This window comes from Corallococcus sp. NCSPR001 (assembly GCF_017309135.1).
GTDB lineage: Bacteria > Myxococcota > Myxococcia > Myxococcales > Myxococcaceae > Corallococcus.
In genome coordinates this window covers 4,979,777-5,004,210 of the sequence record NZ_JAFIMS010000002.1, presented here as the reverse complement: position 1 = coordinate 5,004,210, position 24,434 = coordinate 4,979,777, and the positions used below count along the sequence as shown (strand labels likewise).

Genomic DNA, 24,434 nt, shown 5'->3' with positions numbered 1-24,434 from the left:
CTCGCGGAACTATCGCGCGTCCGATCTTGAGCTGAGCGTCTGGCTCATGATCGGCAGCCGCGCCGCAGGATCCCCCAGGAGGATGATGTCCCGCAGGGAATGGCGCTCCACTTGGATGAGGGCGCGGTGTTGTCCATCCAACTGGTCCCAATTCAACGAACTCATCGCCTGCTCCTGCTCGAACAGGGTGAACGCTTCGGTCGTTAGCGCGGGAATGTCTCGATAGAAGCGAGCCATGGCTGTCCCCACCCTGCTCCCTCGGCAAACAACCCGGAGAAGTTCCAGGAAGCGGGAGAGCTTGCGCTTCTCCTTCGTGAGATCGAAGAAGACGCTGGTCATTCCCATACTCACCCACCCGATCACGGCGAGGGGTCCGTCAGGATTGGAGAGCAGCGCTTGTGGAAGCGCGGCGACAAAGGGCACCTCTGCGTGAGTGGAAAACTGCCTCCTGTTGAGTCGACTTCCTTCAAGGATTGGACCGTAACGATCATTTCCTGGGGTCCCCGCACTATGACCCGCCAACATCAACCACACCCCTCCGGGAAGGAACACTTGCCCCGCGACCTCCGCAGCCGAGAGCGCGCCCCCAACAGGGCCACCGATGATTAAAGTTCCTTGGTATTGACGCTGCTCCTCTGGCGAACTCCAACCATGGCTGGGCTCTGTCAAGGAGTAGGTCGTGGAAACCACGACGCTCGGCGTGCGCATGGATCCCCAATACAGCAGTTCATCTTTCAGCTCCGGTCCAGCCATCGTCTCAAGATGGACCTCAGGGAAGAGCCCTTTCACCATCTCCTTGCGCACTTCCTCCTGACAGGGATCCGCCAGTGCGGAGAACGTGATCTCCATTGAGGGCGTGCCATCCCTGACCGACAAAAAGAGAAGCCTTGAGCTAGGCGTTGCAGGCAAATCCTTCTCCCACCGAACCACCTTCGCGGCATAGGCCGAGTAGTGCTCGTCCTTGCGGAACGCGAGGCGCCCAATCATCAATTCGCCAGCCAGTTCTTGCTGCACGTCCAGCGAGACCTCGTTCAGATCTCCCAGGATCAACAGGTAGTTGGGCCTGTCGCGAGGTGAGATGCCGGGGCTCTGATAGACACCTTGCTTCCACCGGATGGCTTCCGTGGCATCAAGCCCCGGCGGAGCACGAAACACCTGCACGGGCCGGCGCTGGATCCGCTCCCGGTGGTCCACCAGCTCTCGAATGAGCTCCAGCAGTCGATCTCCGCGTGCCCCTTCTGGGACGACAATGCCCCAGCCTTGCTCCTCCAGGTCATCGAGCGGTGACAGGCGGTTCCTTGCGAACTCCTCACTCGCCTCAATGAAGCGAAGCATCCGGTCGCCCAGCCCCACCTGCTTCCGAAGCTCCGCCGCCTGGCGGAGCCGGTTGCCCCTGAGCAGGTACGACGCTCCGCCATCCGCGTCGCCCCGGCTTCGCTCCCAGCCCTCGGTCATGACCTCCAGCTCATGCCGCTGCTCGATGAGCTTCTCGTCCTGGGCCACCCACTCGCGCAGCAAGGGCCACTTCCGGAGGAGTGCCTCGTGCGCCACCTCCAGCCATGCGCCTTGCTGGGAGGCCGTGTCCATCCCCTTGACCACCAGGCGGCTCGCCACGAGCGCCTCCACCACCCGCTCGAATGCCGCCCGCGCTTCGGGTTCCGCGGGACGCGCATCGTCCATCCACACCCGCCTGCGCGTATCGAGCGCCCCCTGCTGCCGGATGCCCACCATCGCGACGAAGAGCCTTCGGACCTGCGCCCTCTCCTCCTCCGAGAAGCCAGCCATCAGGCGATCCGCCGTCCCCGAGACCGCGCCCTCGACCCCGCCAATGGATTGGTATGCCTCGTGTGTCAGCAGCCGGCCCTTCCGCTGCTCCCACAGCCGATCCAGCGCGTACTCGAGCAGCGGCAGCGCCCCGGACTCCCCCGCGATGTCCCTGCGCAGGACCTCGACGAGTCCCTCCTCGAATTCGAGCCCAACCAGCCACGCCGGCCCCGTGATCACCTCGGCCATCCGAGCATCGTCCAAGGTGGATAGGAACATCCGGTGCGCTTCGTCATAGACCACGTGATCGAGGCGCCGTCCTCCGTCCTCCACGGTCACCTCCCCGCAGCGCCCCAGGAAGTCGACCCGGAGCGTGCAGAGCACGACGACCTCGGGAAGCTGCGCGAGTGTCCCGATCTTCTGGACGATCGCGTCCCGCTCCGAGGGAGACGATGTCCGCGTGAAGATCTCCTCGAACTGATCCACGACAACGAGCAGAGGCCCTTCCCCCGGGGTTGCCTCGAACGATGCGGCCTCCTGAGACAGCTCTGAGGGCCGGAGCACCTTCCATCGCCAGCCCATACGGACGAGCTCCGGCACGACGCCCGCGAGCACCAGCGAGGACTTGCCCGTGCCGGAGGCCGCGGCCAGCACCTGAAGCCGCGGAAGCTGCCCCGCTCGGGCCTCCAGCACCCTCTTCAGGAGTGCGTCACGCTCCGTCGCGCGCCCGAAGAAGAAGCGCGCATGCTCTGGCTGAAACGCCCGCAGCCCCTGGTAGGGCCGGACGATGAAGGGACGCGTATTCCAGCCATCCTCGGGGCGGCCGTAGAGCTGGATCGCGACGTGGTCGAGCGTGGGCAGAGCGGCGTCGTTCAACGCCTCCCGAGCGGCCACGAATCCATCCTCAAGCGACGTGAGCCCCTCCAGCATCCGGCCATAAAGCGTCCGCGTCAGGGTGACGGATCCCGGAACCGAGAGCGGAAAGCGGGAGGCCACCACCGCCTCGAACGAGGCCCGGTGCAGCTCATGCGCCACGCTGCCAAGGTGGCTCCCAGGCTCCCCCATATTGCCGCTCTGACACACGCACAGCACGACGAGCCGGAGTTCGGCGGCATACTTGTACAAGCGGTCCCTCAGCCGATTGGCGGAGACGATGTCCTCGAGAACCAGGAGAGAGCTGCCGTCCCAGCGGAGACCAAACGCCTTGGACTCGCCCGGAATCTCCTTCCCATGACAGAGGACATGAAGGACCGCATAGGGCCGGCTTTCTGCTCTCGCCTGCTCCAGCTTGTCGGCAAGCCTTTTAAGGGAGACAGCAGGCAGCACGTCCTTGACGGGGTCGAAAGGCAGGTGTCCTGCCCTAGCGGCACCCTGGAGCGCGTCCAGATGCAGTTCCCAGGCAACGTCACCCCCCGCCTCGGACCAGGCGAAGAGGATCCGGCCGCCCTCAAGCCGCGAAGCCGGAACCGGCGCGGCGGTCGAAGTCCCCGGCCACGTGTAGCGGAGGGTGATCTCCGGGTAGGCATACAGCGGGATCCCCTGCCCTGACAGCCTCAAGAGTTCCCAGGGGAGCGCATAGAGCTCCGCGGCATTGGACCGGATGGTGAGCCGCACCGACCGTCGTTCCGTGAGGGCTGCCTCGATCCGCGCCTCTTCCCCGCCCAGCAGCGAGCGCAGCTTGTTGCCCAGGCGGCTCTCCGCGTTGGGAGCGGGCACCTGGCCCTGGAGGCTCTCGAGGTCCTTCATCGTCTCCGAGTCCCACGAGAAGCTCACGCGGCTCACGGCTCCCTTGTCCTTGCGGAGCAGGTAGTCCTGCGGCTCGAAACGGAACGCGTGTGCGTCGTCGCCCTTCTCGGTCCGGACGAAGTCCAGGAGCAGTTCGACCGGCTCTTGGGTGGTGAATCCCTTCATCTGGCATTCCTCGCGATCATCCCTGGAGTATAGGGACCCCGAGCGCGGGACGGCCGCCTAGTGACACCAGTCACCATCGCTGATGTTCCAGCTCACCAGTTTCGAGCCTCCCAGGCACCTCCAGAAACACGCGCTCAGAGGGAGGACGGCCTCGCCGGAGGCATGGCACGCGCCGTGTGCAAGGGATTCAGCACACGGACCGGACGCACTCCGGCCCTTCCTCCAAATCCTTTGCCTTCCCCGAGGTCTCCCATGCGTCGCCAACCGCCCCACGCTCCGTGACGGGCAGCGCCATCGCTGACGTGGGCGCCGCGGGGGACGCGAAGGTGGCCTTCGAGGACGGCAAGCTCACCATCGGCGGCAAGGCCAAGGCGGCGCGCGGCGTGGGTGTCGGCACCTCGTACACCATCGACTTCAACAAGCTGAAAGGCACGGTCGACAACTTTACCAATGGTAAGGTCAGCGAGGCCGTGAAGAACGTCACCGACAAGGTCGGCGACACGGCCAAGGACCTCGGCAAGGGCATCAAGGACCTGTTCAAGTTCTGATGAGCCTTCAGGCCGCGGAGACGACGGTCCCCTGCGCCAGGGCGCACAGCGTCTCCGCGCCATCCTTCACGGCGAAGACTTCGCACTGACACACGGCCTGCCGCTTGCCGGCGGCCTTCGCCTGGGCCCGCGCGATGAGCAGCGAGCCCACGGCGGGCTTCAGGTAGTTGATCTTGTACTCGGAGGTCAGCGCGTTGCCGCCCAGCGCCAAGCCTCCGGCGAACGTGATGGCGTTGTCGGCCAGGTAGCTGAGCACGCCCCCATGGACGAAGCCGTGCTGCTGCTTCAGGTGGTCCACGATGGGCAGCCGTAACTCCGCGGTCCCAGGCCCGGCGCTGGCCAGCTGCGCGCCGATGAACTGGCTGAAGGGCTGCGACGCGAACACCTGACGCGCGAACTCCTGAGGGTCGTCCATGCGTCCACCAGAACACCGATGAACACAGCCCTCAACCCCCACGCCCTACCCCTCCGCCGGAGCCGGTGCGTTCACCGGTTCGGGCGGCTCCACGGGGGGCCTCACGATGAGCTGGTCCAACGTCGGCCGCTTCGGCTTTTCGAACGGGGCCAGCTTCACCGGCTTCGCCGTGCGCGCGGACTCCTGCAACGCGACGATGATGCGCACGTCCGCCAGACCTTCGATGCCGTTGGGCTCCGGATCCCGGTCCTCCAGGATGCAGTTCGAGAAGTAGACGAGCTCCGGCGCGAACTGGTCGCTGTTCTTGAACGTCCGCGTCTCCGTCTCCCCTCCCACCGTGAGCTCGTGCTGGATGTCCGTGCCGTAGCCAAAGCCGTGCTTCACCAGCAGGTCCCCTTCCGTCCCCACCAAGCGGTAGCTCGACACCGCGGAGGCCTCGTGGCTGATGGCAAACTGCGCCACCCTCCCGTTCGGGAACCTCATCAGCGCGAACGCGGACGCGTCCACGCCGTGGAAGCGCCCGTCCCTGCCGCCTCCCGTGAAGGCGAACACCTCGCGCGGCTCGTCGCGGAACAGGTAGCGCGCGGCGTTGATGGGGTAAGGCCCCTCGTCCAGCAGCGCCCCGCCTCCCACGTCCACTCGCGTGCGGATGTCCCCTTCTCGCACCTGCTGCGTCAGCGTCCCCGTGAACACCAGCGGGTCTCCCAACCGCCCTGAACGCACCAGCTCGATGGCGCGGAGGTTCGCCTCCTCGAAGTGCAGGCGGTACGCGACCATCAGCTTCACGTCGTTCTCGTTCGTGGCGCGGATCATCGCCTCGCAGTCCTCCACCGACGTCGCCATCGGCTTCTCGCAGAGGACGTGCACTCCGACGCGGGCCGCTCGCTCCGTGAAGGCCCGGTGCATCGTGTTGGGCAGCACGATGTAGACCGCGTCCGCCTTCGAGTCGCGCAACACCTGTTCGAAGTTCTCGTAGCCCCCCACGTGCTCCACGCCGTACTTCTCCTGGAGCGCGACCCGCTTCGTCTTGTCGGAGGAGATGATGGCCACCAGCTCGGAGTTCTCCTCCGCGTGCGGGAACGCCGGCAGGATGGCCACCTGCGCGAGGTTGCCCGCCCCCACCACCGCGTACCGCACCCGCCTGGATGTCCCCTGCGCCATGACGCACCTCTCCCGTGGTGAGGCTTTACGCTGGTGACGCGCTGGGCCAGCCCGCAAGCCGCGCCCGTCCCTCCGGCACAGGGGCCGCATGATGGGCAGGCGGCCAGCCACACAGGCTTTCGCGCGGCGTCCATCCAGCCTATGCCGTCCCCCATGCCCTTCATGAAGATGCTCGCCCGCCTTGGCATTGGCAGCGCGCGGGTGGACACCCGCCTGGAACACGACACCGTGCGCGCGGGCGGCGACCTGCGCGGACTCGTCCATGTCCAGGGCGGCCACACGCCCCAGCGCATCGACCGCATCGACCTGCACCTGATGGCGCAGTACCTCCAGCGCGACAACGACCGCCGCAGCGCGCTCAACGCCGTCGTGCGCACCTGGCGCGTCTCCAACCCCTTCACCCTCCAGCCCCGCGAGGAGCGCGAGATTCCCTTCTCCCTGCGCATCCCCGCCCACACGCCCATCACCGAGCGCGGCACGCCCGTGTGGATCAAGACGGCGCTCGACATTGACAACGCCCTCAACCCCGAGGACAGCGACCGCATCCACGTCCTGCCCCACCCGTCCCTCCAGACCGTCATCGAAGCCGTGCGGAAGCTGGGCTTCCAGTGGCGCAACTCCTACTGCGAGGCCGGCTCGCCCCTCGGCCGCGACGAGCCCTTCGTGCAGGAGCTGGAGTTCCACGCCGGCCCGGAGTGGGACGGCCCGCCGCGCTCGCTCGCCCTCCTGACGTTCCCCCAGGAGGACGCGCTGGAGCTGGTGCTCGACCTGGACCGCGGCCCCCGGGGCCTCACCTCCCTCCTGGAGGGCACGGCGCTGGAGGGTGGCCAGAGGCGGCGGCTGGTGCTGTCGTCCTCGGACCTGTCCTCGGGGGCGGAGGCCGTCGCCGGGCTGCTGACACCGCACCTTCGCGGCGGGACGTAAAAGCCCGGAAGGCCCGGTCCTTCGTACAGCCCTGGACGCACCCGACGTCCCAAGTCCTCCGTCCGGGCTCGGAAGTGGTACAAGCCGCCGTGTGAAAGCTCCCCCGCCTCCCGCTGCCCCCGAAACCCCGTCCTTCGAAGCCCTCGGCCTCAAGCCCGACCTCGTCGAGGCGCTGACGTCGCTCGGCTACGAAGAGCCCACCCCCATCCAGGCCGCCGCGCTCCCGCCGCTGCTGGCCCAGAAGGACCTTCTGGGCATCGCCGCCACGGGCACGGGCAAGACGGCCGCGTTCTCGCTTCCGCTCCTCCAGCACCTGAAGCCCGGCGCCGCCGGACCGCACAGCACCTCCGCGCTAGTGCTCGTGCCCACGCGCGAACTGGCCATGCAGGTGTCCGAGGCCATCCACCGCTACGGCCAGAAGCTGGGCGTCAGCGTGCTCCCGCTCTACGGCGGCCAGGAGATCGGCCGGCAGCTGCGCGTGCTCAAGCGCGGCGTGGACGTCATCGTCGCCACGCCGGGCCGCGCGCTGGATCACCTGCGCCGCAAGACGCTGAAGCTGGACCAGGTGCAGACCGTGGTCCTGGACGAAGCGGACGAGATGCTCGACATGGGCTTCGCGGACGACCTGGAGGCCATCCTCTCCGAGACGCCCGAGCAGCGGCAGACGGCGCTGTTCTCCGCGACCCTGCCCCCGCGCATCGCCAGCATCGCGGAGCGCCACCTGCACGAGCCGGTGCGCGTGCGCATCGCGAAGGAGAAGCTGGAGGCGGGCGAGATGCCGCGCGTCCGGCAGACGGCCTACATCGTCCCGCGCGCGTTCAAGATCGCCACGCTGGGGCGCGTGTTGGACCTGGAGTCCCCCACGGCCGCCATCGTGTTCTGCCGCACGCGCACGGAGGTGGATGAGCTCACCACGTCGCTCAACGGCCGGGGCTGGCGCGCGCACGCGCTGCACGGCGGCATGAGCCAGGAGCAGCGCGACCGCGTCATCAAGCAGTTCAAGTCGCAGGCGGCGGACCTGCTCATCGCCACGGACGTCGCGGCGCGCGGCCTGGACATCCCCCGGCTGACGCACGTGGTGAACTTCGACGTGCCCAACGCGCCGGAGGCCTACGTGCACCGCATCGGCCGCACGGGCCGCGCGGGCCGCGAGGGCGTGGCCATCACCCTGCTGGAGCCCCGCGAGCACCGGCTCCTGCGCAACATCGAGCGGCTCACCGGCCAGCGCATCGAGGTCACCGCGGTCCCCACCGTGTCGGACCTGCGCGCGCGCCGCCTGGAGATGATCCGCTCGTCGCTGCGCGAGACGCTGGTGGCCGGGGAGCTGGATGGGTTCCGCGGCATCGCGGAGGACCTGTCCGGTGAGTTCAGCGTCATGGACGTGGCCGCCGCCGCCATCAAGCTCCTCCAGGAGAAGGAGGACGAGGGCAAGGAATCCAACGAGCAGGAGATTCCCCAGGTGTCGGCGCCCGCGGAGCGCAAGTTCGAGCGCTCCGGGCCTCCGGGCCGGTTCGGCGACCGCTCCGAGCGCCCGGCGCGAGGCCCCCGCACCACCGACCGGGGCGAGCGCCAGGAGCGAGGAGAGAGGCCCGAGCGCGGCGAGCGGTCCGAGCGCGCCCCCGCGCGGCCCCAGCGCGCGCCGGAGTGGAACGTCACGCGCCTGTTCATCGGCGCGGGCCGCACCGCGGGCATGCGGCCGGCGGACCTCGTGGGCGCCATCGCGGGCGAGGCGGGGCTCGACTCCTCGCGCATCGGCGCGATCCACATCGCGGACATGTACTCCATCGTGGAGGTGCCGGAGCCGGATGCCGCGCGCATCATCTCCGCGCTGAAGGGCTCCACGCTGCGCGGCCGCAAGGTCACCGTGCGCCGCGACACCCGCGACTGATGTCGCGCCAACGTCACCGGCCTTTTCCGTCACGGACGGGCCGGTGACGCACGCTTGTCAGAACGCGTCCGGGTCCATGTCCCCCGCGCGCCCCAGCAGCAGCGGTGACGCGAGCCGGCTCTCCGGGTGCATGCGCAGGAGCGTGTGGATGACGCCGCCCAGCCCCGCCATCAGCCCGGGCGAGAAGGCGTCCCGGGCAAGCCCCGCCACCGGGCCGCGCGCCTCCAGGCCGGAGATGAGCTCCGCGTCCAGCGTCTCGCGGTCCGGAGACAGTGGCTCGGAGGACAGCCGCCGCGCCGTCTCCAGGAGTTCCCATAAACCCAGGTCGCCGTGGCACAGGGTGTGGGTCCAGCCGAAGCCCTCGCGCACGGCCGCGGCCCGGGCCCGCTGGAACAGGTCCCCGTAGCGGGGCATCCCCGTGCGCACGAAGACGTCCGCCGCCGCCAGGCCGATGCCCGTGCTGCCGTGGCACCAGCTCGTCAGCTGATCCGTGGCGTCCGGGCGGCGCAGGTCCGTCCAGTTGCCCATCTCCGGCCGGTAGAGGCCGTCCACGAAGTCGAAGGCGCGCTCGGCCAGGCTGCGCCACCGCCGCCGGTCCGCCGCCGTCCCCGCCGCGCTCAGGCCCAGCCGCGCCAGCGCCCAGCCGATGCCCGCCGTGCCGTGCGCGAAGCCTCCGATGGGCTCCGGGAACATCGACGTGGACCACCGCGCGTCCCCCGCCACGCTGCGCGCCGTGTCCTCCAGCCGCCGCCCCGCGTGCGCGGCGAGGTCCAGCCATTCCGGTTCACCCGTCTGGTCCACCAGGTTGAGCAGCGGGACGATGACGCCCGCCACGCCGCCTAGCACCTCCAGCAGTCCGTCGGCATCCAGCACCTGGGGCGTCAGCGCCGCCGCGCGCTCGCGGGCCCGGTCCAACGCGTCAGGGACGGTGCCCAGGTCGTGCAGCGTGGACCAGATCCACACCTGCGATGCGAGCCCGGCGAAGCCTCCCGGCGACTTCACCGGCACGCGGTCCTCCGTGGCGCGCAGCACCGCGAGCGTGCCGTCCAGCAGCTCGGGCAATCCCTCCACCGGGTCCGCGCGGCCGTGGTGGACCTCGCGCAGGTACTGGGCCAGCACCACCGCGACGCCGCCCTGCCCGCTGTAGTGCTCGGCGGAGAGCGGCCGCACCGCCCAGCCGAACTCGGCGAGCACCGGGCTGATCCACGTCACCGTCCCGTCAGGCCCGCGCACGGCCGCGTCGCGCACGCGGCGCAGCAGCTTGGACAGCTGGGCCCGGCGCCGCGTGTCCAGGCGCTCCTTGCGCGCGGGCGTGGCCGGCGCGGGGACGCGCGGCGGCACGGTCTTCTCGTTGAGGTAGGCGCTGATCAGCGTGCTCTGGATGGTCATCTCCTCCAGGGACTCATCCACCGAACGCCAGGCCTCCAGCGTGCCGTCCAGCATCTTCCGGGTCACGGGCTGGGTGAACACGGGGATGTCGCCCACGCACAGGTCCGAGAGCTCCTCGTCGATGACGGACGTCGTGGAGGGGGCGCCAGGGGACACGCCGGCGTTCTTGCGCAGCACCTCCCGCGCCCGGGCGTGGGCCTTGGGCGCGTCGTACAGCGAGGCCGGGTGCCAGAGCATGCGCAGCAGCTCCGCGTACGTTTGCGTGGGCCGCAGGATGCGCCGGACCACCGCGCCCGTGAACGGCTCCAGCAGCGGGCGCAGCCCCCCGTACGCGTCCAGCGACTTCATGCGCGCGGTCAGCTCGTGGAAGCCCTCCACGACCTGATCCCAGTGCCGCGCGAGCACGGGGTCCGGGCTGGGGTGGTTCTTCGCGTGCGGGCGCTCCAGCATCGTCATGCCCAGGCGGGCGCGGTCCGTGCCGCCCTCGACGATGAGGGGCGCCGGGACGCGCGGCTGCTGTCCCGGAAGCGAACCCGCCGCGGAGATGTCCAGGCCGCCCAGGCCCGGACCTTCGCTTCTCACGGGGAGCAGGCCCGTGCGCAGGACGGTGCCACGGATGGCCTTCGCGGCCAGGTCCACCGCGAGCCCGCGCTCCGCCGGAGGGACGGGAGGATCCGGAGCGAAGAGGCTCTCCACGTCCACCACCACGGGCACCGGCCCGTGCGCGATGAGGTTCTCCGAGTGCAGGTCCGTGCCGCCCAGCAGGCGCATCACCGCGAGCCAATGGCCCAGGTTCCGGTAGAAGCGCGCGAGCTCGGCCTCGCTCGCGCAGAAGCGGTGCTCCACGAACTCCGCCCAGCCATAGCCCGCGCGCACCAGCACGGACGGCACGCGGATCCGCGTGGACTCGGCGTCCGGCGCCAGCACGCGCGCGAGCAGTCCCTCCAGCGCGCGATCCACGCGCATGCACCGGGGCTTGTAGAGCACCGTGCCCTCTTCCAGGTCCAGCAGCGCCACCGTCTGGCCACCCCGGTGGGCGTCCCCCTCCCCCAACCGCAGGCGCTTCAGCGCGCCGCGAGGGCGGCCGGGCAGTTCCGTCAATGACTCCCGGTCCGCGACGAACCGGTCCGCCAGCCGCAGCACCGCCTGGGTCTGGAGCCGGCCCAGGGTCGCCAGCCGCTCCAGGAGCGGCGGGTAGCGTCCGCGCAGGTGCGTGTGGAAGCCGGAGGAGCAGGCCTGCTCCAGGAACCGCGCCCACCGCCCCGGCGCATCCGCGGCGTCGAGCCGTCCCTCCATCGACGCGGCGTGCAGCTCCAGGAGGAGCACGCGGTTGAGCTTGAGCTGGGCGCTGAACCCCAGCGTCTCCCGGGCCGCGGCCTCCACCACGCCGCGCTCCGCCGGGGAGAGCCCCTCCATCCGGGACAGCCGCTCCGCGAGCGAGTCCAGATGCGGCGCCAGCAGGACGTTCACGGGGCGCGCGAGCCATCCCTCGGGAGGGACCTCGGCAGCCATCGACGCTTCCTCGTGGACCATGAAGGGGCTCCCTGGGGGTGGGAAAGGCGGAAGACCCTCCGGCACTCGCACGGCGCCGGAGGGGAGATTCATGCGGACGGGGGTCCGCGATGGATCAACAGCAGAAGCCGGTGGTGGAGGCGCTGCAGCTGCTGCAGCCCGTGTTCTCCACGAGGTTGGACTCCGTGAGCGCCTGCTCCGTGCGCTGACCTCCCACGAACACCGGACCCGCCGGGTTCGTCATGCCATGGGACTCCTCATCACCGGACAGCCAGCCCTGCACGACATCATGGACCGAGGCCTTCTTCGTCATGAGTGTTCTCCCTCGCGTCCGGACGGTCATGGCGAGGGGTGCCATGGGCGCCGGACGCGGATCGGACGTGAACACAGACACGCCCCGCAATGCCAGACGCAGCGGGCCAAAGTCAGACACTCCACAATGACTTGCGTTCCCACACCACAAGTCCAGCGAGGCGCGAACGGGACGTAAGGGATTGCCACCACGAACCCGCCAGCCTCCTGTCCCAGGGGACGAGGAGACCGTGGACCAGGTGACAGGCCGGCCCCAGGGGCTGAGCACGAGCCCGCCACGCGACATCCGCCGTCGCGAACGCCAGGGGCCTGACAGCCGGGCCCCTGTCCGCTCTTTCCAGGTCGGCGGGGACGCCTAGGATGGCGAGGAGGAGGTGAACGTGGAGCGCCCCATCGCCAGCCCGGAGGATCCGCTGGTCTTCAACGGCATCGACGGCGTCACCGGGCAGTACCTGGTGCCGCCCATCGCGCTGCCCGCGGCCGCGGAGGTGGCGGAGCCTCGGGGTGAGGCCGCGTACTTCGAGGAATGGAGGAAGTGGCTCGAGTGCCTCCCCATGCGCCTGAGCTTCGGCCTGCCGCCCGACGCACCACCGGAGGACTACACCAAGGCCGGCTGGGGCCTGGTGTTCCCCGCGTCCGCCTCCGAGGCGCTTCGCAAGAGCCTGGAGCCGCTCCTCGCCCACCGGCGCGAGCGCATGGAGGAAGCGGACCGGTGCCACGTCCTCACCTACCAGCCCGGCGAGACGGCGAATCAGTTCCTGGAGCGGCACGGGGCGCCCATTGGCGACGTGGAGCCGACCCTCGTTCCGTATTACCTCCTGCTCGTCGGTGGGCCGGACGTCATCCCGTTCGACGTGCAGCACTCGCTGTCCCTGTCGTACGCCGTGGGCCGGCTCTGCTTCGACACGCCCGCGGAGTACGCGCGCTACGCGGACAGCGTGGTGGCGTATGAGACGGACGCCTCCGTGCCCAATCACCGGCAGGTGAGCTGGTGGGGACCCAAGCACCCCGGGGACCGCTCCACGGAGCTCAGCGCGGACAGCCTCGTGGCACCGCTGGCCCGGGGCGCGCCGTTGGATCAGCCTCCCCAGTTGGCGAAGACGGTCGCCGCGAAGGCCCGCTTCGCCAGCCGTGACGCCATCGAGGACGACGCGACCCGGGAGTGGTTGCTGGCCGCGCTCCACGGCCGGGACGTGCGCCCGGCGGTGCTCTTCACCGCGTCCCATGGCGTGGGCTTCAAGGCGAATGATCCGCTCCAGCTCACGAAACAGGGCGCGCTGCTGAGCCAGGACTGGGCCGGCTTTGGCGCGATGGCCCCCGCGCACTACGTCGCCGCGTCGGACATCCAGGACGACGCGCGGGTCCATGGCCTGGTGGCGTTCTTCTTCGCCTGCTTCGGCATGGGCACGCCCGCGAACGACGAGTTCCCGCTCACGGCCTCACGCACCGGCGACACGCTCGCGAGCGCGCCCTTCGTCGCGGCCCTGCCCCGGCGGCTGCTGGCGCACCCCAACGGTGGCGCGCTCGCGGTGATTGGCCACGTGGAGCGGGCCTGGGGCTTCTCCATCAAGCCCCTGCAGATGACCCAGACGACCATCCACCCGTTCCGCAACACGCTCTGGAAGATCATGGCGGGCATGCCGGTGGGCCACGCGCTGCGCGACTTCCGCGACCGGTTCTCCGCCGCCAACAACATCCTGCTGACCCACCTGGACGCCAACACGTCCAACGGCAAGCTCGCGCCGCGCGAATTGCTGCACCGGTGGATCGAACGCAACGACGCTCGCAACTACGTGGTGCTCGGCGATCCCGCCGTGAGCATCCGGCACAACGACCTGCAGGCGCTTCCCTGAAAGGAGCATCGACCCATGCGAACGCTCATTCTCAGCGACCTCCACCTCGGCAACGGTGGCCCCTACGACATCTTCGCGGGCGCCGCCGAGCTGCCCGCCCTCTTCGACTCCTTCACCCGCACGCCCACCCACGTCGTCCTCAACGGCGACAGCTTCGACTTCCTGCTCAACGACGACCCGCTGGCGGTGGATCCCCAGCGGACGCTGGAGCAGGCCCGCGCGCTGGTGACGTCCGCGCCGACGGCGCCCGCGTTGAAGGCGCTCGGGCGGGTCCTGGCGGCGGGAGGCCGGGCGACGATGGTGGTGGGCAACCACGACCTGGAGCTGGCGCTGCCGGACGTCCAGGAGGTGATCCGCTCCGCGCTGGGCCAGCCCCGGGAGGTCGCCTCGCGGCTGGAGTTCCGGGACGGCACCGCGCCCCTGCAACTGGAGGTCGGCGGGTCGCGCGTGCTCGTCACCCACGGTGAGCACACCGATGTGGCGAACCGCATCGACTACGACTCGCTCCTGTCCTCGGAGCGGGCGAACCGCTTCCGCTATCCGCCGGGCTCCGTGCTGGTGAAGACGCTGCTCAACCCGCTCAAGCACCAGCACCGCATGCGGTACATGGACCTGCTCAAGCCGGACTTCGAGGGCGCGGTGATGGTGGCGCTCGGCGTGAAGCCGGACGCGCTCAAGGTCCTGTTCAACGCGGGGACGCTCACGCTCATCCGGCGCCTGCTGGAGAACCGGGGGCTCGCGCCGGCCTTCGCGCTCGAACCGATGGACATGGTGGGCGGTTCACCCGCGGACGTGCACCTGGCGCGCAGCCTGGCGCGGGTGGACCTGAAGGACGACGAGGTGGACGCCCTGCTGTCGGTGCTCGACCCGGAGACGCTCAACGCCTTCGACAACCCGGAGGCCCTGGGCCGCGCCCGGCTGAAGCTGGCTAAGGCGGGGTTCGCGCTCTACGCACGCCTGCACCGCGCGGTCGCCGGCAAAACGGGCACGGACTACTTCGCCCTGGAGCCCGGCAAGGACGAGCTCGCGGAGACCGCGCGGCTGGGCAAGAAGTACAGCCCGCAGGCGGTGGTGATGGGCCACACGCACGCGGCCCGCTGGCACGAGGGCAACGGCCCCCTCTACGCCAACACCGGCACGTGGATCTCCCTCCTGCGGCTCCCGGCGCCGGAGGCCTCCGACGAGGAGTGGGGCGAGTACCTCGCGGAGCTCCAGGGCAACCCGTCGCTGGATCCGGCGAAGCAGAAGCACGCGAAGCTGGAGCAGCGCTTCACCTTCGTGGAGGTGGAGCCGCACGCCTCGGCGCGGGGCGCGACGCTGCGGCTGTCGCAGTGGACGGACCAGGGCCCGAAGACGCTGCGCAGCGCGGAGCTTCCAGCCGGGAGCTGAAGTCCGCGCTCAGCGGGAGGGCTGGGGCCGGTCCGCCACGGCGGACAGCACGCCGTGCACCAGGGCCAGCACCACGGTCACCCCGAGCATGTACGGGGCGATGAACTGAAGGCCCCATCGCTCGGCGATGACACCCGCGAGGCTGGGCAGCGCCGCGACGCCCGTCGTCGCGGCGCTGACCTGGAAGCCCACCGCGTGGGCGGAGACATCCAACCCCACGCGGCGCGGCGTCACCGACATCAGCGCCGGGAAGATGGGCGCCAGCGCGAGTCCCAGCAACGCGAGCCCCAGCGCGGGCGGCACGGCGGGGATGGCAAACAGGGCCGCGCCCACCACCGCCAGCGCCGTGCTCGCGCGCAGCATCCGCACCGGCCCGATGTGTTCGACGACGAAGCCGGAGAGGACGCGCCCCACCAGCAGGCTGCCCCAGTAGAGGCTCACGCAGGTGCCCGCCGCGGCGGTGTGCAGGCCCCGGCCTTCGGTGAGCACGGTGAAGCTCCACTGGCCCGCCGTCACCTCCACGCCCGTGTAGAAGAAGAACGTGAGGATCTGCAGCCACACGCGGGGCCGGCGCACGGCCTCCATCGCGGACGCGGTGGGCACCTCCGCGCGTGGCTCCTCGCCCGGCGCTCCCGCGGGCGCGCCCCACAGCCGGCGCATCAAGAGAAACGTCAGGGCCAGCGTGCCCAGCACCACGGCGAGGACGGCGTAGCCGGTCCGCCAATCCGCGCCCCGAGCAAGCAACGCGGTCATCAACACCGGGCCCATCGCGGCGCCCACGCTGTAGGCCGCGTGCAGCCAGCTCATGTGCTTGGGGCCGAAGTTCTGGGCCGCGTAGTTGTTGAGAGCGGAGTCGATGGCGCCCGAACCGAAGCCGATGAAGCACGCCGCGGCCAGGAACAGCGCGAACAGGGGCACGGTCGCGTACCCCGTGAGCCCCAGCGCCACCGAGCCGGTGCTCAGCGCCAGCAGCAGCCCCAGGTTCATCGCGCGCATCAGCCGGCCCGCGAACAACCCGGAGATGAAGTAGGCGACCGCTGCCGTCCCCAGGATGAAGCCCATCGCGGCTTGCGACAGGCCGAAGGTGCTTCGCAGTGAAGGCCACGCGACCCCCAGCACCGCGTCCGGCAACCCCAGGCTGACGAACGCCAGGTAGGCAAGCGTGAGAAGCGCGGGACGCGGACGGGGCACGGGCGAAGACAGGCTCACGCGGCGCACCGTAGATCGCGGCCACGCATCCCGGGGTGGCATCACGGCCACATTCGGCCCCCGGGGTCTTGACCTTGACACCGGTGGCAGGCCCGAAGCTCTCGGCCATGGAGTCTTCAGGGATGAGAAGGAAAGAACCGGCACGGGACGCCCCGCCGGGAGCGGACCGCGGCAAACCTGTCCGACTGTCGGACAGGTTTGGAACAAGTCGGCCGGGAGGGGCCTCATGGGAGTGAACGATGAACATCGGTGAACTCGCCCGGCGCACGGGCAGCAGCACGCGGTCCATTCGCCACTACGACAAGGCGGGGCTCCTCGCCTCGCACCGCCGCGACAACGGGTGGAGCGGCAGCTCTTCGACCTCGCACGCCTCCGCCCCTTCGCGCTCACGCTCACGCCCGACATCCCGGTGTCCATGTAGATTGGCAAGGTCAGCGCCACGAAGGAGCGCTGGGCCGCATCCCGCGCAGCTACATACGTTGCGCCCAGGACCGCGCCCTGGCCCCCGCGCTCCAGGACCTGATGATCCGCGAAGCGGACGCCTTCACGCCCGGAAACACCTTCACCGTGGACACGCTGGACTCATCGCACTCGCCCTTCGCGTCCCAGCCCCAGAAGCTGGCCACGCTGCTGGACGGCCTGCGCTGAAGCCGCAGCCTCGGAGGGCGGGCGTGTCGGTGCCGGCCGGTACCGTTCCCGGCATGACAACCACGATGAAGGCCTCACTTTGTCGCGTTGCGGTGCTGCTGAGTGGAGCGCTGTCCTGGTCCGCATGTACCGAAGGCGCCATGGGCTCGGCGGCGGGTGGCGCAAGTGGGTGGGACCGCAAGTCACGGTCCCAGGCGGCGGGCAGTTCAGGGCGAACATCTTCTACGGCCCGTGGCAGTGCAGTCCGCAGCTCATGAACTACTGCAGCGACAAGTGCTCCGGGGAGGGATACGCGCTCCAAGGCTGCGTGTGGCTCGCGGACGTGAAGATGGATTTCGACGGCAACATGTTCAGAGCGGGAAGCCGATTCGGCATCGCCAACTGCTGCTGTAACTATCCAGCCCTGAGCGTCAGTCAGAACGCAACGGCACGAGGCCGCTGGGAGTCCATCCGGGATGGATTCCGAGAGCGATGGGCGGAGAAGTTCGGTCGATGGCCGACTGATGCCAGTGGAAACAACTACCCGGACCACCACATCCGTGACCTCAAGCACAGTGGGAACCCGACCGATTGGGACAACATCATCCCCTACCCGGCCGATATCCACTCAGGCCTGAATCAGGTCTACAACCAATGCTACGCAGGCCAACCCCCATGGACGAGCGTCGGGGTCAGCCATCCCTACGGAGAGTAGCCACATGCCGACGATGACCGAACTCCTCGACGCAGTGGCGGCCCAGCACTTTCCGCATCCGCCCGCGACGGCCGCGGCGGTCGAGGCGTTCGAACATCGAATGGGGTGGCGCCTGGATGCGGACCTACGCGCTTTCTACTCGCGGTTTGATGGAGCCAGGCTGTTCCGCGGTTCCAACGCCCCCTACTACATCCTGCCGCTCGAGGAGGTACGGCGCGCGCGGGTTGTCATGTCACAGGCCGACACTGACGCAGCGGGTCCCTCGGATTGGTACGCAGTGTGCCAGCTCCAGGACAGCAACTATGTGCTCCTGGACGTGGGGCAACAGACCCACGAGCGCTATCCACTTCGCGACGGCTACCGCGAAGGGTTTCCGGAGCCCTACTACTGTCCGGTCATTGCCCATTCGTTCGCGGAGTTCCTGGCGGGCGCACTGGCGTCCGGTGGGCGTTCCTATTGGTTGAAGGCCCTCGAAGAACAAGGCCAGTGATCTAGAAGATGGACAGGCCGGTCAGCGTCGTGAACCGGTCCAGCGCCTCCACACCGGCCACGGAGTTGCCCCTCGCGTCCAACCCGGGGCTCCATACGCACAGGCCGCAGCGGTTGGGGATGACGGCGATGATGCCTCCGCCCACTCCGCTCTTGCCCGGCAGTCCCACGCGGTAGGCGAACTCTCCCGCCGCGTCGTACGTGCCACAGGTGAGCATCACCGCGTTGACCTGCTTGGCCTGGCTGCGCGTGAGCAGCCTCGACCCGTCCGCGCGCTGCCCGTGGCGGGCGAGGAACCCACAGGCCCGCGCCAGGTCCGCGCAGCTCATCGCCAATGAGCACTGCCAGAAGTAGTGCTCCAGCACCTCCGGCACGGCGCCCTCCATGTTGCCGTAGCTCGCCATGAAGTGGGCCAGTGCTCTGTTGCGGTGGCCGTGATCCGCCTCCGATGCCGCGATGACCGGATCGAAGTCCACGGACGGGTTGCCGCTCTCCGCGCGCAAGAAGTCCCGCAGCGTGCCGCGTGCATCTCCGGTGAGCCGCTGCAACCGGTCCGTGATGACCAGCGCCCCCGCGTTGATGAATGGATTGCGCGGGATGCCCTGCTCGTACTCCAACTGCACCAGCGAGTTGAACGGATTGCCCGAGGGCTCCTTGCCCACGCGCTTCCACAGCGCGTCCCCGTCCCGCGACAGCGCGAGCGCCAGCGTGAACACCTTGGAGATACTCTGGATGGAGAACGGCTCGCGCCAATCCCCCACGCCGTACACGTCCCCCTCCACCGTCGCGAGCGCCATTCCGAAACGCCCCGGGTCCACCGCCGCCAACGCCGGGATGTACGTCGCCACGCGGCCCTGCCCCACCACCGGCCGCACCGCGTCCCAGACCTCCGACAACACCGCCTGGTAGTCCATGTGCCGCCATCCTCGTCCGGAATGGACGGGGACGCTTTCAGAAATTCCGCGCAGCGGTGTCTGCTGGGGCATGCGCTTCCTCCCGACCACGCTCCTGGCCCTCTCCTTCCTGGGCACCCTCCCCACCGCGTGCTGCAGCAACCCCAGCCCGTCCACCAACGCCTGCCAGCTCCCGGAAGAGACGCCGACGGACCCGGTCGCGGTCCAGGTGACGCAGCTCGGCTCCGGGGAGTACAGCGCCGCGGGCCAGACCTGGCCCTACCAGTTGCTCAAGCTGGAGGTGCCCGGCCGCGCCGCCACCTATGCGCAGTGGTTCCCGCCCCGGAAGGCGGGCGTGTCCCCCGCCATCGTGCTCACCAAGCCCTACGAAGGCATCGCCTGGACCGGTGAGGCCGTGGACGCGAAGTGGGCCGCGCGCGGCGCCGGCATCCACCCGGACGACAGCGAGCCGCATTACGGGCCGGGCTCGTCGCCCATCGCCTTCACGCCCACCACGCCGGAGCTCATCGCGGGCGAGGCCTTCATCCACCTGGCCCATGACTTCGGCGTGCTCGCCCTCTTCGGCCGCTTCTACGCGGGCGGAGACCTGCAGAACGACCGCGACGACATGAACGCGGGCATGCGCTTCCTGGCCCAGGCTCCCAACGTGGACACGAAACGCATCGGCATCTTCGGCGGCTCCTGGGGTGGATACGAAGCGCTCTACGCGGCGGCGGATGCCCCCTCCACCGTGGTGCCCGCCGTGGGTGTCGCCCTGTCCCCGCTGTCCGACTTCGCCGCGGAGGTGGACTACGTGAGCCGATGGGTGCCTGCGCGCGTGAGCGACCCGGCCATGCGCTCGCGCTATCAGCAGTTCTTCGAGCCCTACTTCCGCCGCATCTACGCCACCACCGGCGGCGACCCGGCCGCCTCGGGCACGGACTACACGCGCTGGACCGCCGCCCACCTGGCCAGCACCGTCCAGACGCCGTTCCTCATCCTCCACGATGACTGGGACACGCTCATCCCCGTGGAGCACACGCGCGCGCTCGTCGCCCAGGCCCCACAGCGCTTCACGCCCATGTACCTCCAGAACCTCCCGGCCGTGGACTGGAACACCCTGCCGCCGGACCATGGGCCCCTGCTCACCCAGCACGGCAGCGTCGTCATCACGCTGAGCCTGGGGCACCTCTACGTCACGCTGGGCGCGGCGGCGCAGCCCCTCTACGTCCCGAATGCCCAGGGCACCGTGCGCACGTGGTTGCAGGGCGTGCGCGCCGCCCAGGAGCAGGGCCGCGGCGTGAGCGACGTGGTCCCCCGCCTGCAGGAGCTCACCGACCCGCGCGTGCTGATGTTCGAGCCCTCGCAGGGAACGTTCCAGCCGGGCGCCGCCTTCATCGCCCAGGAGATCAACGCCGTCTGGGGCACGAGTTTCACCGACGCCAACGTGCGCGCAGCGCTCGGCCCCGGCCTGCCCACCCCCTGAGCCAGCGCACGCCCGCCCGTGTCCCCCATGGCCTCGGAAAACACGGGCATGTCGATCCACGCGCGGCCCATTCGTCGCCAGTTTGAACGGGCGAATGGATGGCCCGGAAGGGACGGATGCGACGATGGAGCTGACGGCAACGGAGTTCGTGACGCTGGACGGAGTGGTTCAGGCCCCAGGTGGCCCGGGCGAGGACACGAGCGGCGGCTTCGCCCATGGCGGCTGGGTGGAGCCCCATTTCAGCGACGAGTTCGGCGCGCACGTCGTGGACATCTTCAGCCGGGCGGACGCGTTCCTGCTCGGGCGCGGGACGTACGACATCTTCTCCAGCTACTGGCCTCGCATCACGGCGCCAAACGACCCCATCGCCGGGCCGCTCAACATGCTGCCCAAGTACGTGGCGTCCACCACCCTGCGCCGCGTGGAGTGGGCGAACTCGAAGCTGCTGGAGGGCGACACGGTGGAGGCGGTGCGCCGCCTCAAGGCAGCTCCCGGCCGCGAGCTGCAGGTGCATGGCAGCGGGGGGCTGCTGCAGACCCTGCTGGCGCATGACCTGGTGGACGTGCTGCACCTGCACGTCATCCCCGTGACGATTGGCAGCGGCCGGCGCCTCTTCGGAGAGGGCACTCAGCCGCGCATGCTGCAACTCACCGCGTCCCAAGTCACGCCCAAGGGGGTGGTGATGCTCACCTACCGGCGCGCCGGCCCCTTGCGGACCGGCACCATGGGCTAAGCGGACCCAGGCGTCAGCGCAGCCCCGCGAGCTTCGCCAGCTCGCGGGCCATGGCGCGTAGCTCCTCCGCGCCCGCCGCGCTCGGGCTCATGTCGAACACCACCTCGTAGCCCAGCCCCGCCTGGTTGATGGCCTCCGAGCGCGGGATGCGGGCCTTCAGCACCGGCACCGTCACGTCCTTCAGCGCCTCCTCCATCGCCACGTTGGTCGCCGGCGTGCGCCTGTCCCACAGGTTCACCGCGGCCACCAGCTGGCCGCCCTCCTCGCGCACGTCGCGCCACGCCGTCTCAATCTCGCCCAGCCCCTGCAGCGCGAACGCACCCGTGGGCACCGGCGCCACCACCACGTCCGCGCATGCCAGCACGGCCTCCGTGAACGCGCCGATGCTCGGCGGCGTGTCCACGACGACGACATCCGGCGTCCACGACAGCGTCTTCAGCGCGCGCGGAATCGCCTGGAGCCGGTGACCCCAGCCGAACAGCTCGCGCTCCAGCGCCGCCATGCGCGGCGCCCCCGGCGCGATGAACAACCCCGGCCGCTTCGGTGACGCCACCACGATTTCATCCAGCTTGTGCTTCGGCCGCGGCCCGAAGGCTTCCTCCCTCAAGCCGCCCCTTGCCGAGCGCATGCGACGCGAGCCGGGCCCGTGGCCCGCCACCGGGCCGGAAGAGCGCAACGGCGTGGAGCACACGCGCTGGTGCGCCGAGAAGCCCACCACCTACGGCTACCCGCTGGGCGCCGTCGAGGAGCGGGGCGGCCTGGCCGTGCACAACCCCTTCGGCTTCCCGGAGGCCATGTCCCTGTCCCTCGCCGCCGCCCTCGCCCGGGAGACGCGGCACGCACGCCTCAAGTCGGCTTCGGCGTTCTCTGCGCCTCCGCGCCAACCTATTCGACCTTGGTGATGGAGTGAGCGAGCTTTCCCTCAGTGTTGCCAACGTCCGTGTAGTCCACGCGGATCTCGTCGAACACCTCAAGGCTCTTCAATTGCTTCACCAGGGCATCGCTCTTCGCCAGGAATTTGAATGTCTCCCCCTGGGCCGGCTTTCCATCCCTGGCGGGCTCCTTTTCGATGAAGACCCAGAAGAGATCCTCCGAGACGCGGAGCAGTTCGCCTGTCACCTGCTTGTGCACCTTCTCTGGGTCCTGGGTTCGTGGCGACGCATCGCGCTTCGTTCGCGATGACGCGGAGTCCATCGCCTTCGCCGCCCCCTGGGCATGACTCATGGAGGCCATGCCCAGCACCAACGCCAGTACCATCACCTTATGTCGCATTCACGTCTCCTTTGTCACGACCAACATGGGAGACGGGCCACAAAGGAACCATCGTCTTCCGAGCTGAGTGGATGGCGACCTGAGTCGCATCGTTGAGCGCCAAAGCATGACGGCCCGCCCCGGACACCCAGGGCGGGCCGCTGTGCCTCACCAGCCGAACGTCCAGCGCGCGCGCCCGCGCCGGCCATGCGCTCGCGGGCGTTGGCCTCGGCGAAGGCGAAGAGTCCGAGGTTACTCCGGAGGCGCGCCACGCCCTCCAGGCGCGCGTAGGCGCCCGTGAGGGAGGAAGTGTCCACCTGGGCCTCCAGGTAGCCGGTGCGCACCGGCACGTCACTCAGCACCCGCGACAGCCCTGCGGCGACGGCTACCCGCGGGGCGTCGTAGGGACCGACGCCACCGCCGTCAGGGCCGGGGGCAGCCCCGCCGTGCTGCCGATGGCGCCCAGCGCGACGGAGAGGGCCTGGGCCTGCACCTTCTCCTCAGCCTTCTGCTCTCCGTACAGCGCGGAGAACTGGAGCTTCGCCAGCGCTTGCTCCCCGGGCTTGAGCGGACGCCAGCCGTTCGCCTTCATCCAGGTGTCGATGACCTCCAGGCCCTTGGCCGCCTTGTCCACCAGGTTCTCCTCCGGGTCCTCAGCGGCGATGTCCTCGACGACGTGGAACGCGTGGTAAGCGCCCAGGGCGATGCGCCGCTTGCGCTGCTCAGTGAGCCACGTGCCGACGGCGAAGAGACCGACGGCGCCAGCCACGAGGCCCAGGGCCAGGGTGATGTTGGTGGGGGTGAGCAGCGCGTCCAGGATGCTGGAGCTGGCGCCGGTGGACGCCTGGGCCAGGGCCACCGGCGCGGAGAGGACGACCGCGAGGCACGCGGCCAGGGTGAGACGCTTCTTCATGGTGTTGCTCCCGTTGGGGTTGAGCTGCACCACGAAGAAGGGGCGGCCGCCCTAGAAGATGACCGAAACCAGCTTCTGCACCAGCGAAGCCACAGCGCCCGCGATGCTCCCTCCAATGAGAAGTTGAACCCAGCGCCACCGTCGAGCGTCGCGCCTGTCCACTATGCCCTCCAGCACGCCGTGCTCCTTGATGAGCGAGTCGACACGAGCGTTGATTCCCTCCAGCTCGGCCCACTTCTGCGAGCTGATCCGAAAGTTCTCCCACATCTCTTTGCTGGCACGAATGGACCGCGCCTCGTCAAGCAGTGCCGGGATTTCCTTCTCGACCTCTTGCAGTCGCTTATGCACGGCATCGAAGAGGGATTCGCGGCGCGACTCCTCCGCCGTCAACCGGTCAATCTGGTCTTCGTGCATGAACCATCCTCCCAAAAGCCGCGCGCCCCCGCCGATTTGCGTGCTTCTGTGAGCAGTCAGGTCGACTGCTCGTGGCCACGACACCGCACCCTTCAGGAGATGAAGGGCAGTCACCGGAATCCCAGCAGGTTAGGCCGGTATACCACCCGGGTGAAGGCCTTCACCTTCGCATCCGCTCGCAAGGCATCCTCCAGCGTGAGCGTCTTGCTGCCGCCCCTGGACGCGCCCACCACCACGCCCGCGCCCACATGCACCATGACGTGGTCCGGGTCCCCGGCCTTGCCGTACAGCACCAGGTCACCGGCCTGCAGGTCCGCCACGCTCGCCACCGGCGTGCACTCCGCCCACAGCCGGTCCGTGTTGTGCGTCATGCGCCAGTCCTTCCCGCCCACCTGGTGGAAGGCCCACGTCACGAGCCCGGAGCAGTCGAAGAGGCGTGGGCTGTCCGCCGACACGCGCTGTCCCTTCGCGCCCCAGCGGTAGGGCGCGTGCATCTGCGCGAGGACGAGGGCGAGGAAGGCGGCGCGCTGCGAGGTGATGGGCACGGCGGGCTCCGGGGGACGGCAGGTGTCCACCGGAGAAGGGGTGTCCGTTGGCCTTACGCGAATGGCAGCGCTATCCTGATAAGGCAGCGTAAA

22 protein-coding genes and 1 pseudogene are annotated in these 24,434 nt (G+C 69.5%); 11 read left to right on the top strand and 12 right to left on the bottom strand.

Annotated features, from left to right (window positions below):
• Positions 1–9: 9 nt before the first annotated feature.
• Entirely contained in the window at positions 10–3,675 is a 3,666-nt protein-coding gene (locus JYJ93_RS22350) for a CHAT domain-containing protein (protein ID WP_206794438.1), read from the bottom strand.
• 278 nt (positions 3,676–3,953) lie between these two features.
• Between JYJ93_RS22350 and JYJ93_RS22345 the strand changes: the two genes are divergently transcribed.
• Positions 3,954–4,223 (top strand): hypothetical protein, encoded by a 270-nt coding sequence (locus tag JYJ93_RS22345; protein ID WP_206794436.1) that lies wholly within the window; start codon positions 3,954–3,956, stop codon positions 4,221–4,223.
• Between the two features lie 7 nt (positions 4,224–4,230).
• Here the strand turns inward: JYJ93_RS22345 and JYJ93_RS22340 are convergent, their stop codons facing one another.
• Positions 4,231–4,638: a PaaI family thioesterase gene (locus JYJ93_RS22340; RefSeq protein WP_206794434.1), complete on the bottom strand. Its 408-nt coding sequence runs from the start codon at positions 4,636–4,638 to the stop codon at positions 4,231–4,233.
• A gap of 45 nt (positions 4,639–4,683) precedes the next feature.
• Positions 4,684–5,799 (bottom strand): Gfo/Idh/MocA family oxidoreductase, encoded by a 1,116-nt coding sequence (locus JYJ93_RS22335; protein WP_206794432.1) that lies wholly within the window; start codon positions 5,797–5,799, stop codon positions 4,684–4,686.
• A gap of 153 nt (positions 5,800–5,952) precedes the next feature.
• Here JYJ93_RS22335 and JYJ93_RS22330 point away from each other — a divergent pair, with 153 nt between their 5' ends.
• Both JYJ93_RS22330 and JYJ93_RS22325 read left to right on the top strand, forming a co-directional pair.
• Positions 5,953–6,723 carry a sporulation protein gene (locus JYJ93_RS22330; RefSeq protein WP_206794430.1) on the top strand — a complete coding sequence of 257 codons (771 nt, stop codon included), beginning with the start codon at positions 5,953–5,955 and terminating at the stop codon, positions 6,721–6,723.
• A gap of 91 nt (positions 6,724–6,814) precedes the next feature.
• Complete coding sequence (locus JYJ93_RS22325; RefSeq protein ID WP_206794428.1) at positions 6,815–8,611, top strand: DEAD/DEAH box helicase; 1,797 nt, start codon at positions 6,815–6,817, stop codon at positions 8,609–8,611.
• 57 nt (positions 8,612–8,668) lie between these two features.
• Here JYJ93_RS22325 and JYJ93_RS22320 read toward each other — a convergent pair whose 3' ends face one another.
• Both JYJ93_RS22320 and JYJ93_RS22315 read right to left on the bottom strand, forming a co-directional pair.
• A complete protein-coding gene (locus tag JYJ93_RS22320; RefSeq protein WP_242543893.1) occupies positions 8,669–11,512 on the bottom strand; it encodes a type 2 lanthipeptide synthetase LanM family protein in 2,844 nt (947 codons plus the stop codon).
• A gap of 115 nt (positions 11,513–11,627) precedes the next feature.
• Positions 11,628–11,825: a DUF6229 family protein gene (locus JYJ93_RS22315; RefSeq protein ID WP_206794424.1), complete on the bottom strand. Its 198-nt coding sequence runs from the start codon at positions 11,823–11,825 to the stop codon at positions 11,628–11,630.
• A gap of 379 nt (positions 11,826–12,204) precedes the next feature.
• Between JYJ93_RS22315 and JYJ93_RS22310 the strand changes: the two genes are divergently transcribed.
• Together JYJ93_RS22310 and JYJ93_RS22305 are read left to right on the top strand one after the other, a co-directional pair.
• Complete coding sequence (locus JYJ93_RS22310; protein WP_206794422.1) at positions 12,205–13,677, top strand: hypothetical protein; 1,473 nt, start codon at positions 12,205–12,207, stop codon at positions 13,675–13,677.
• Positions 13,678–13,692: 15 nt separating this feature from the next.
• Positions 13,693–15,066, top strand: a complete 1,374-nt coding sequence (locus JYJ93_RS22305; RefSeq protein ID WP_206794421.1) for a metallophosphoesterase — start codon at positions 13,693–13,695, stop codon at positions 15,064–15,066.
• Positions 15,067–15,075: 9 nt separating this feature from the next.
• Here the strand turns inward: JYJ93_RS22305 and JYJ93_RS22300 are convergent, their stop codons facing one another.
• Complete coding sequence (locus JYJ93_RS22300; RefSeq protein WP_269012429.1) at positions 15,076–16,275, bottom strand: MFS transporter; 1,200 nt, start codon at positions 16,273–16,275, stop codon at positions 15,076–15,078.
• Between the two features lie 239 nt (positions 16,276–16,514).
• Between JYJ93_RS22300 and JYJ93_RS40655 the strand changes: the two are divergent.
• The 3 genes and pseudogenes from JYJ93_RS40655 to JYJ93_RS22285 all read left to right on the top strand — a co-directional run.
• A pseudogene (locus JYJ93_RS40655) lies at positions 16,515–16,604 on the top strand (MerR family DNA-binding transcriptional regulator); the annotation flags it as partial.
• A 193-nt stretch (positions 16,605–16,797) separates the two neighbouring features.
• On the top strand, positions 16,798–16,923 hold the full coding sequence (locus JYJ93_RS40650; protein WP_269013144.1) for a hypothetical protein: 126 nt from the start codon (positions 16,798–16,800) through the stop codon (positions 16,921–16,923).
• Positions 16,924–17,621: 698 nt separating this feature from the next.
• Positions 17,622–18,107, top strand: coding sequence for an SMI1/KNR4 family protein (locus JYJ93_RS22285; protein WP_206794417.1), 486 nt, complete (start codon positions 17,622–17,624; stop codon positions 18,105–18,107).
• Between the two features lies 1 nt (position 18,108).
• Here the strand turns inward: JYJ93_RS22285 and JYJ93_RS22280 are convergent, their stop codons facing one another.
• A complete protein-coding gene (locus JYJ93_RS22280) occupies positions 18,109–19,020 on the bottom strand; it encodes a glutaminase (RefSeq protein WP_206794415.1) in 912 nt (303 codons plus the stop codon).
• Between the two features lie 70 nt (positions 19,021–19,090).
• Between JYJ93_RS22280 and JYJ93_RS22275 the strand changes: the two genes are divergently transcribed.
• Both JYJ93_RS22275 and JYJ93_RS22270 read left to right on the top strand, forming a co-directional pair.
• The gene (locus JYJ93_RS22275) at positions 19,091–20,485 is read left to right on the top strand and encodes a prolyl oligopeptidase family serine peptidase (protein WP_206794413.1); all 1,395 of its coding nucleotides are present in this window, start codon (positions 19,091–19,093) and stop codon (positions 20,483–20,485) included.
• A gap of 94 nt (positions 20,486–20,579) precedes the next feature.
• Entirely contained in the window at positions 20,580–21,218 is a 639-nt protein-coding gene (locus JYJ93_RS22270) for a dihydrofolate reductase family protein (protein ID WP_242543892.1), read from the top strand.
• Between the two features lie 13 nt (positions 21,219–21,231).
• Here the strand turns inward: JYJ93_RS22270 and JYJ93_RS22265 are convergent, their stop codons facing one another.
• Entirely contained in the window at positions 21,232–21,825 is a 594-nt protein-coding gene (locus JYJ93_RS22265) for a ParA family protein (RefSeq protein WP_242543891.1), read from the bottom strand.
• 19 nt (positions 21,826–21,844) lie between these two features.
• Here JYJ93_RS22265 and JYJ93_RS22260 point away from each other — a divergent pair, with 19 nt between their 5' ends.
• Complete coding sequence (locus tag JYJ93_RS22260; protein ID WP_206794411.1) at positions 21,845–22,120, top strand: hypothetical protein; 276 nt, start codon at positions 21,845–21,847, stop codon at positions 22,118–22,120.
• Here the strand turns inward: JYJ93_RS22260 and JYJ93_RS22255 are convergent.
• The 4 genes from JYJ93_RS22255 to JYJ93_RS22240 form a co-directional block, all read right to left on the bottom strand.
• Positions 22,104–22,490, bottom strand: coding sequence for a hypothetical protein (locus JYJ93_RS22255; protein WP_206794409.1), 387 nt, complete (start codon positions 22,488–22,490; stop codon positions 22,104–22,106). The two genes, JYJ93_RS22260 and JYJ93_RS22255, sit on opposite strands and share 17 nt — an antisense overlap.
• A gap of 364 nt (positions 22,491–22,854) precedes the next feature.
• Complete coding sequence (locus JYJ93_RS22250) at positions 22,855–23,382, bottom strand: hypothetical protein (protein ID WP_206794407.1); 528 nt, start codon at positions 23,380–23,382, stop codon at positions 22,855–22,857.
• A gap of 51 nt (positions 23,383–23,433) precedes the next feature.
• A complete protein-coding gene (locus JYJ93_RS22245) occupies positions 23,434–23,796 on the bottom strand; it encodes a hypothetical protein (protein ID WP_206794405.1) in 363 nt (120 codons plus the stop codon).
• Positions 23,797–23,906: 110 nt separating this feature from the next.
• Positions 23,907–24,341: an NlpC/P60 family protein gene (locus JYJ93_RS22240; protein ID WP_269012430.1), complete on the bottom strand. Its 435-nt coding sequence runs from the start codon at positions 24,339–24,341 to the stop codon at positions 23,907–23,909.
• Positions 24,342–24,434 lie beyond the last annotated feature (93 nt).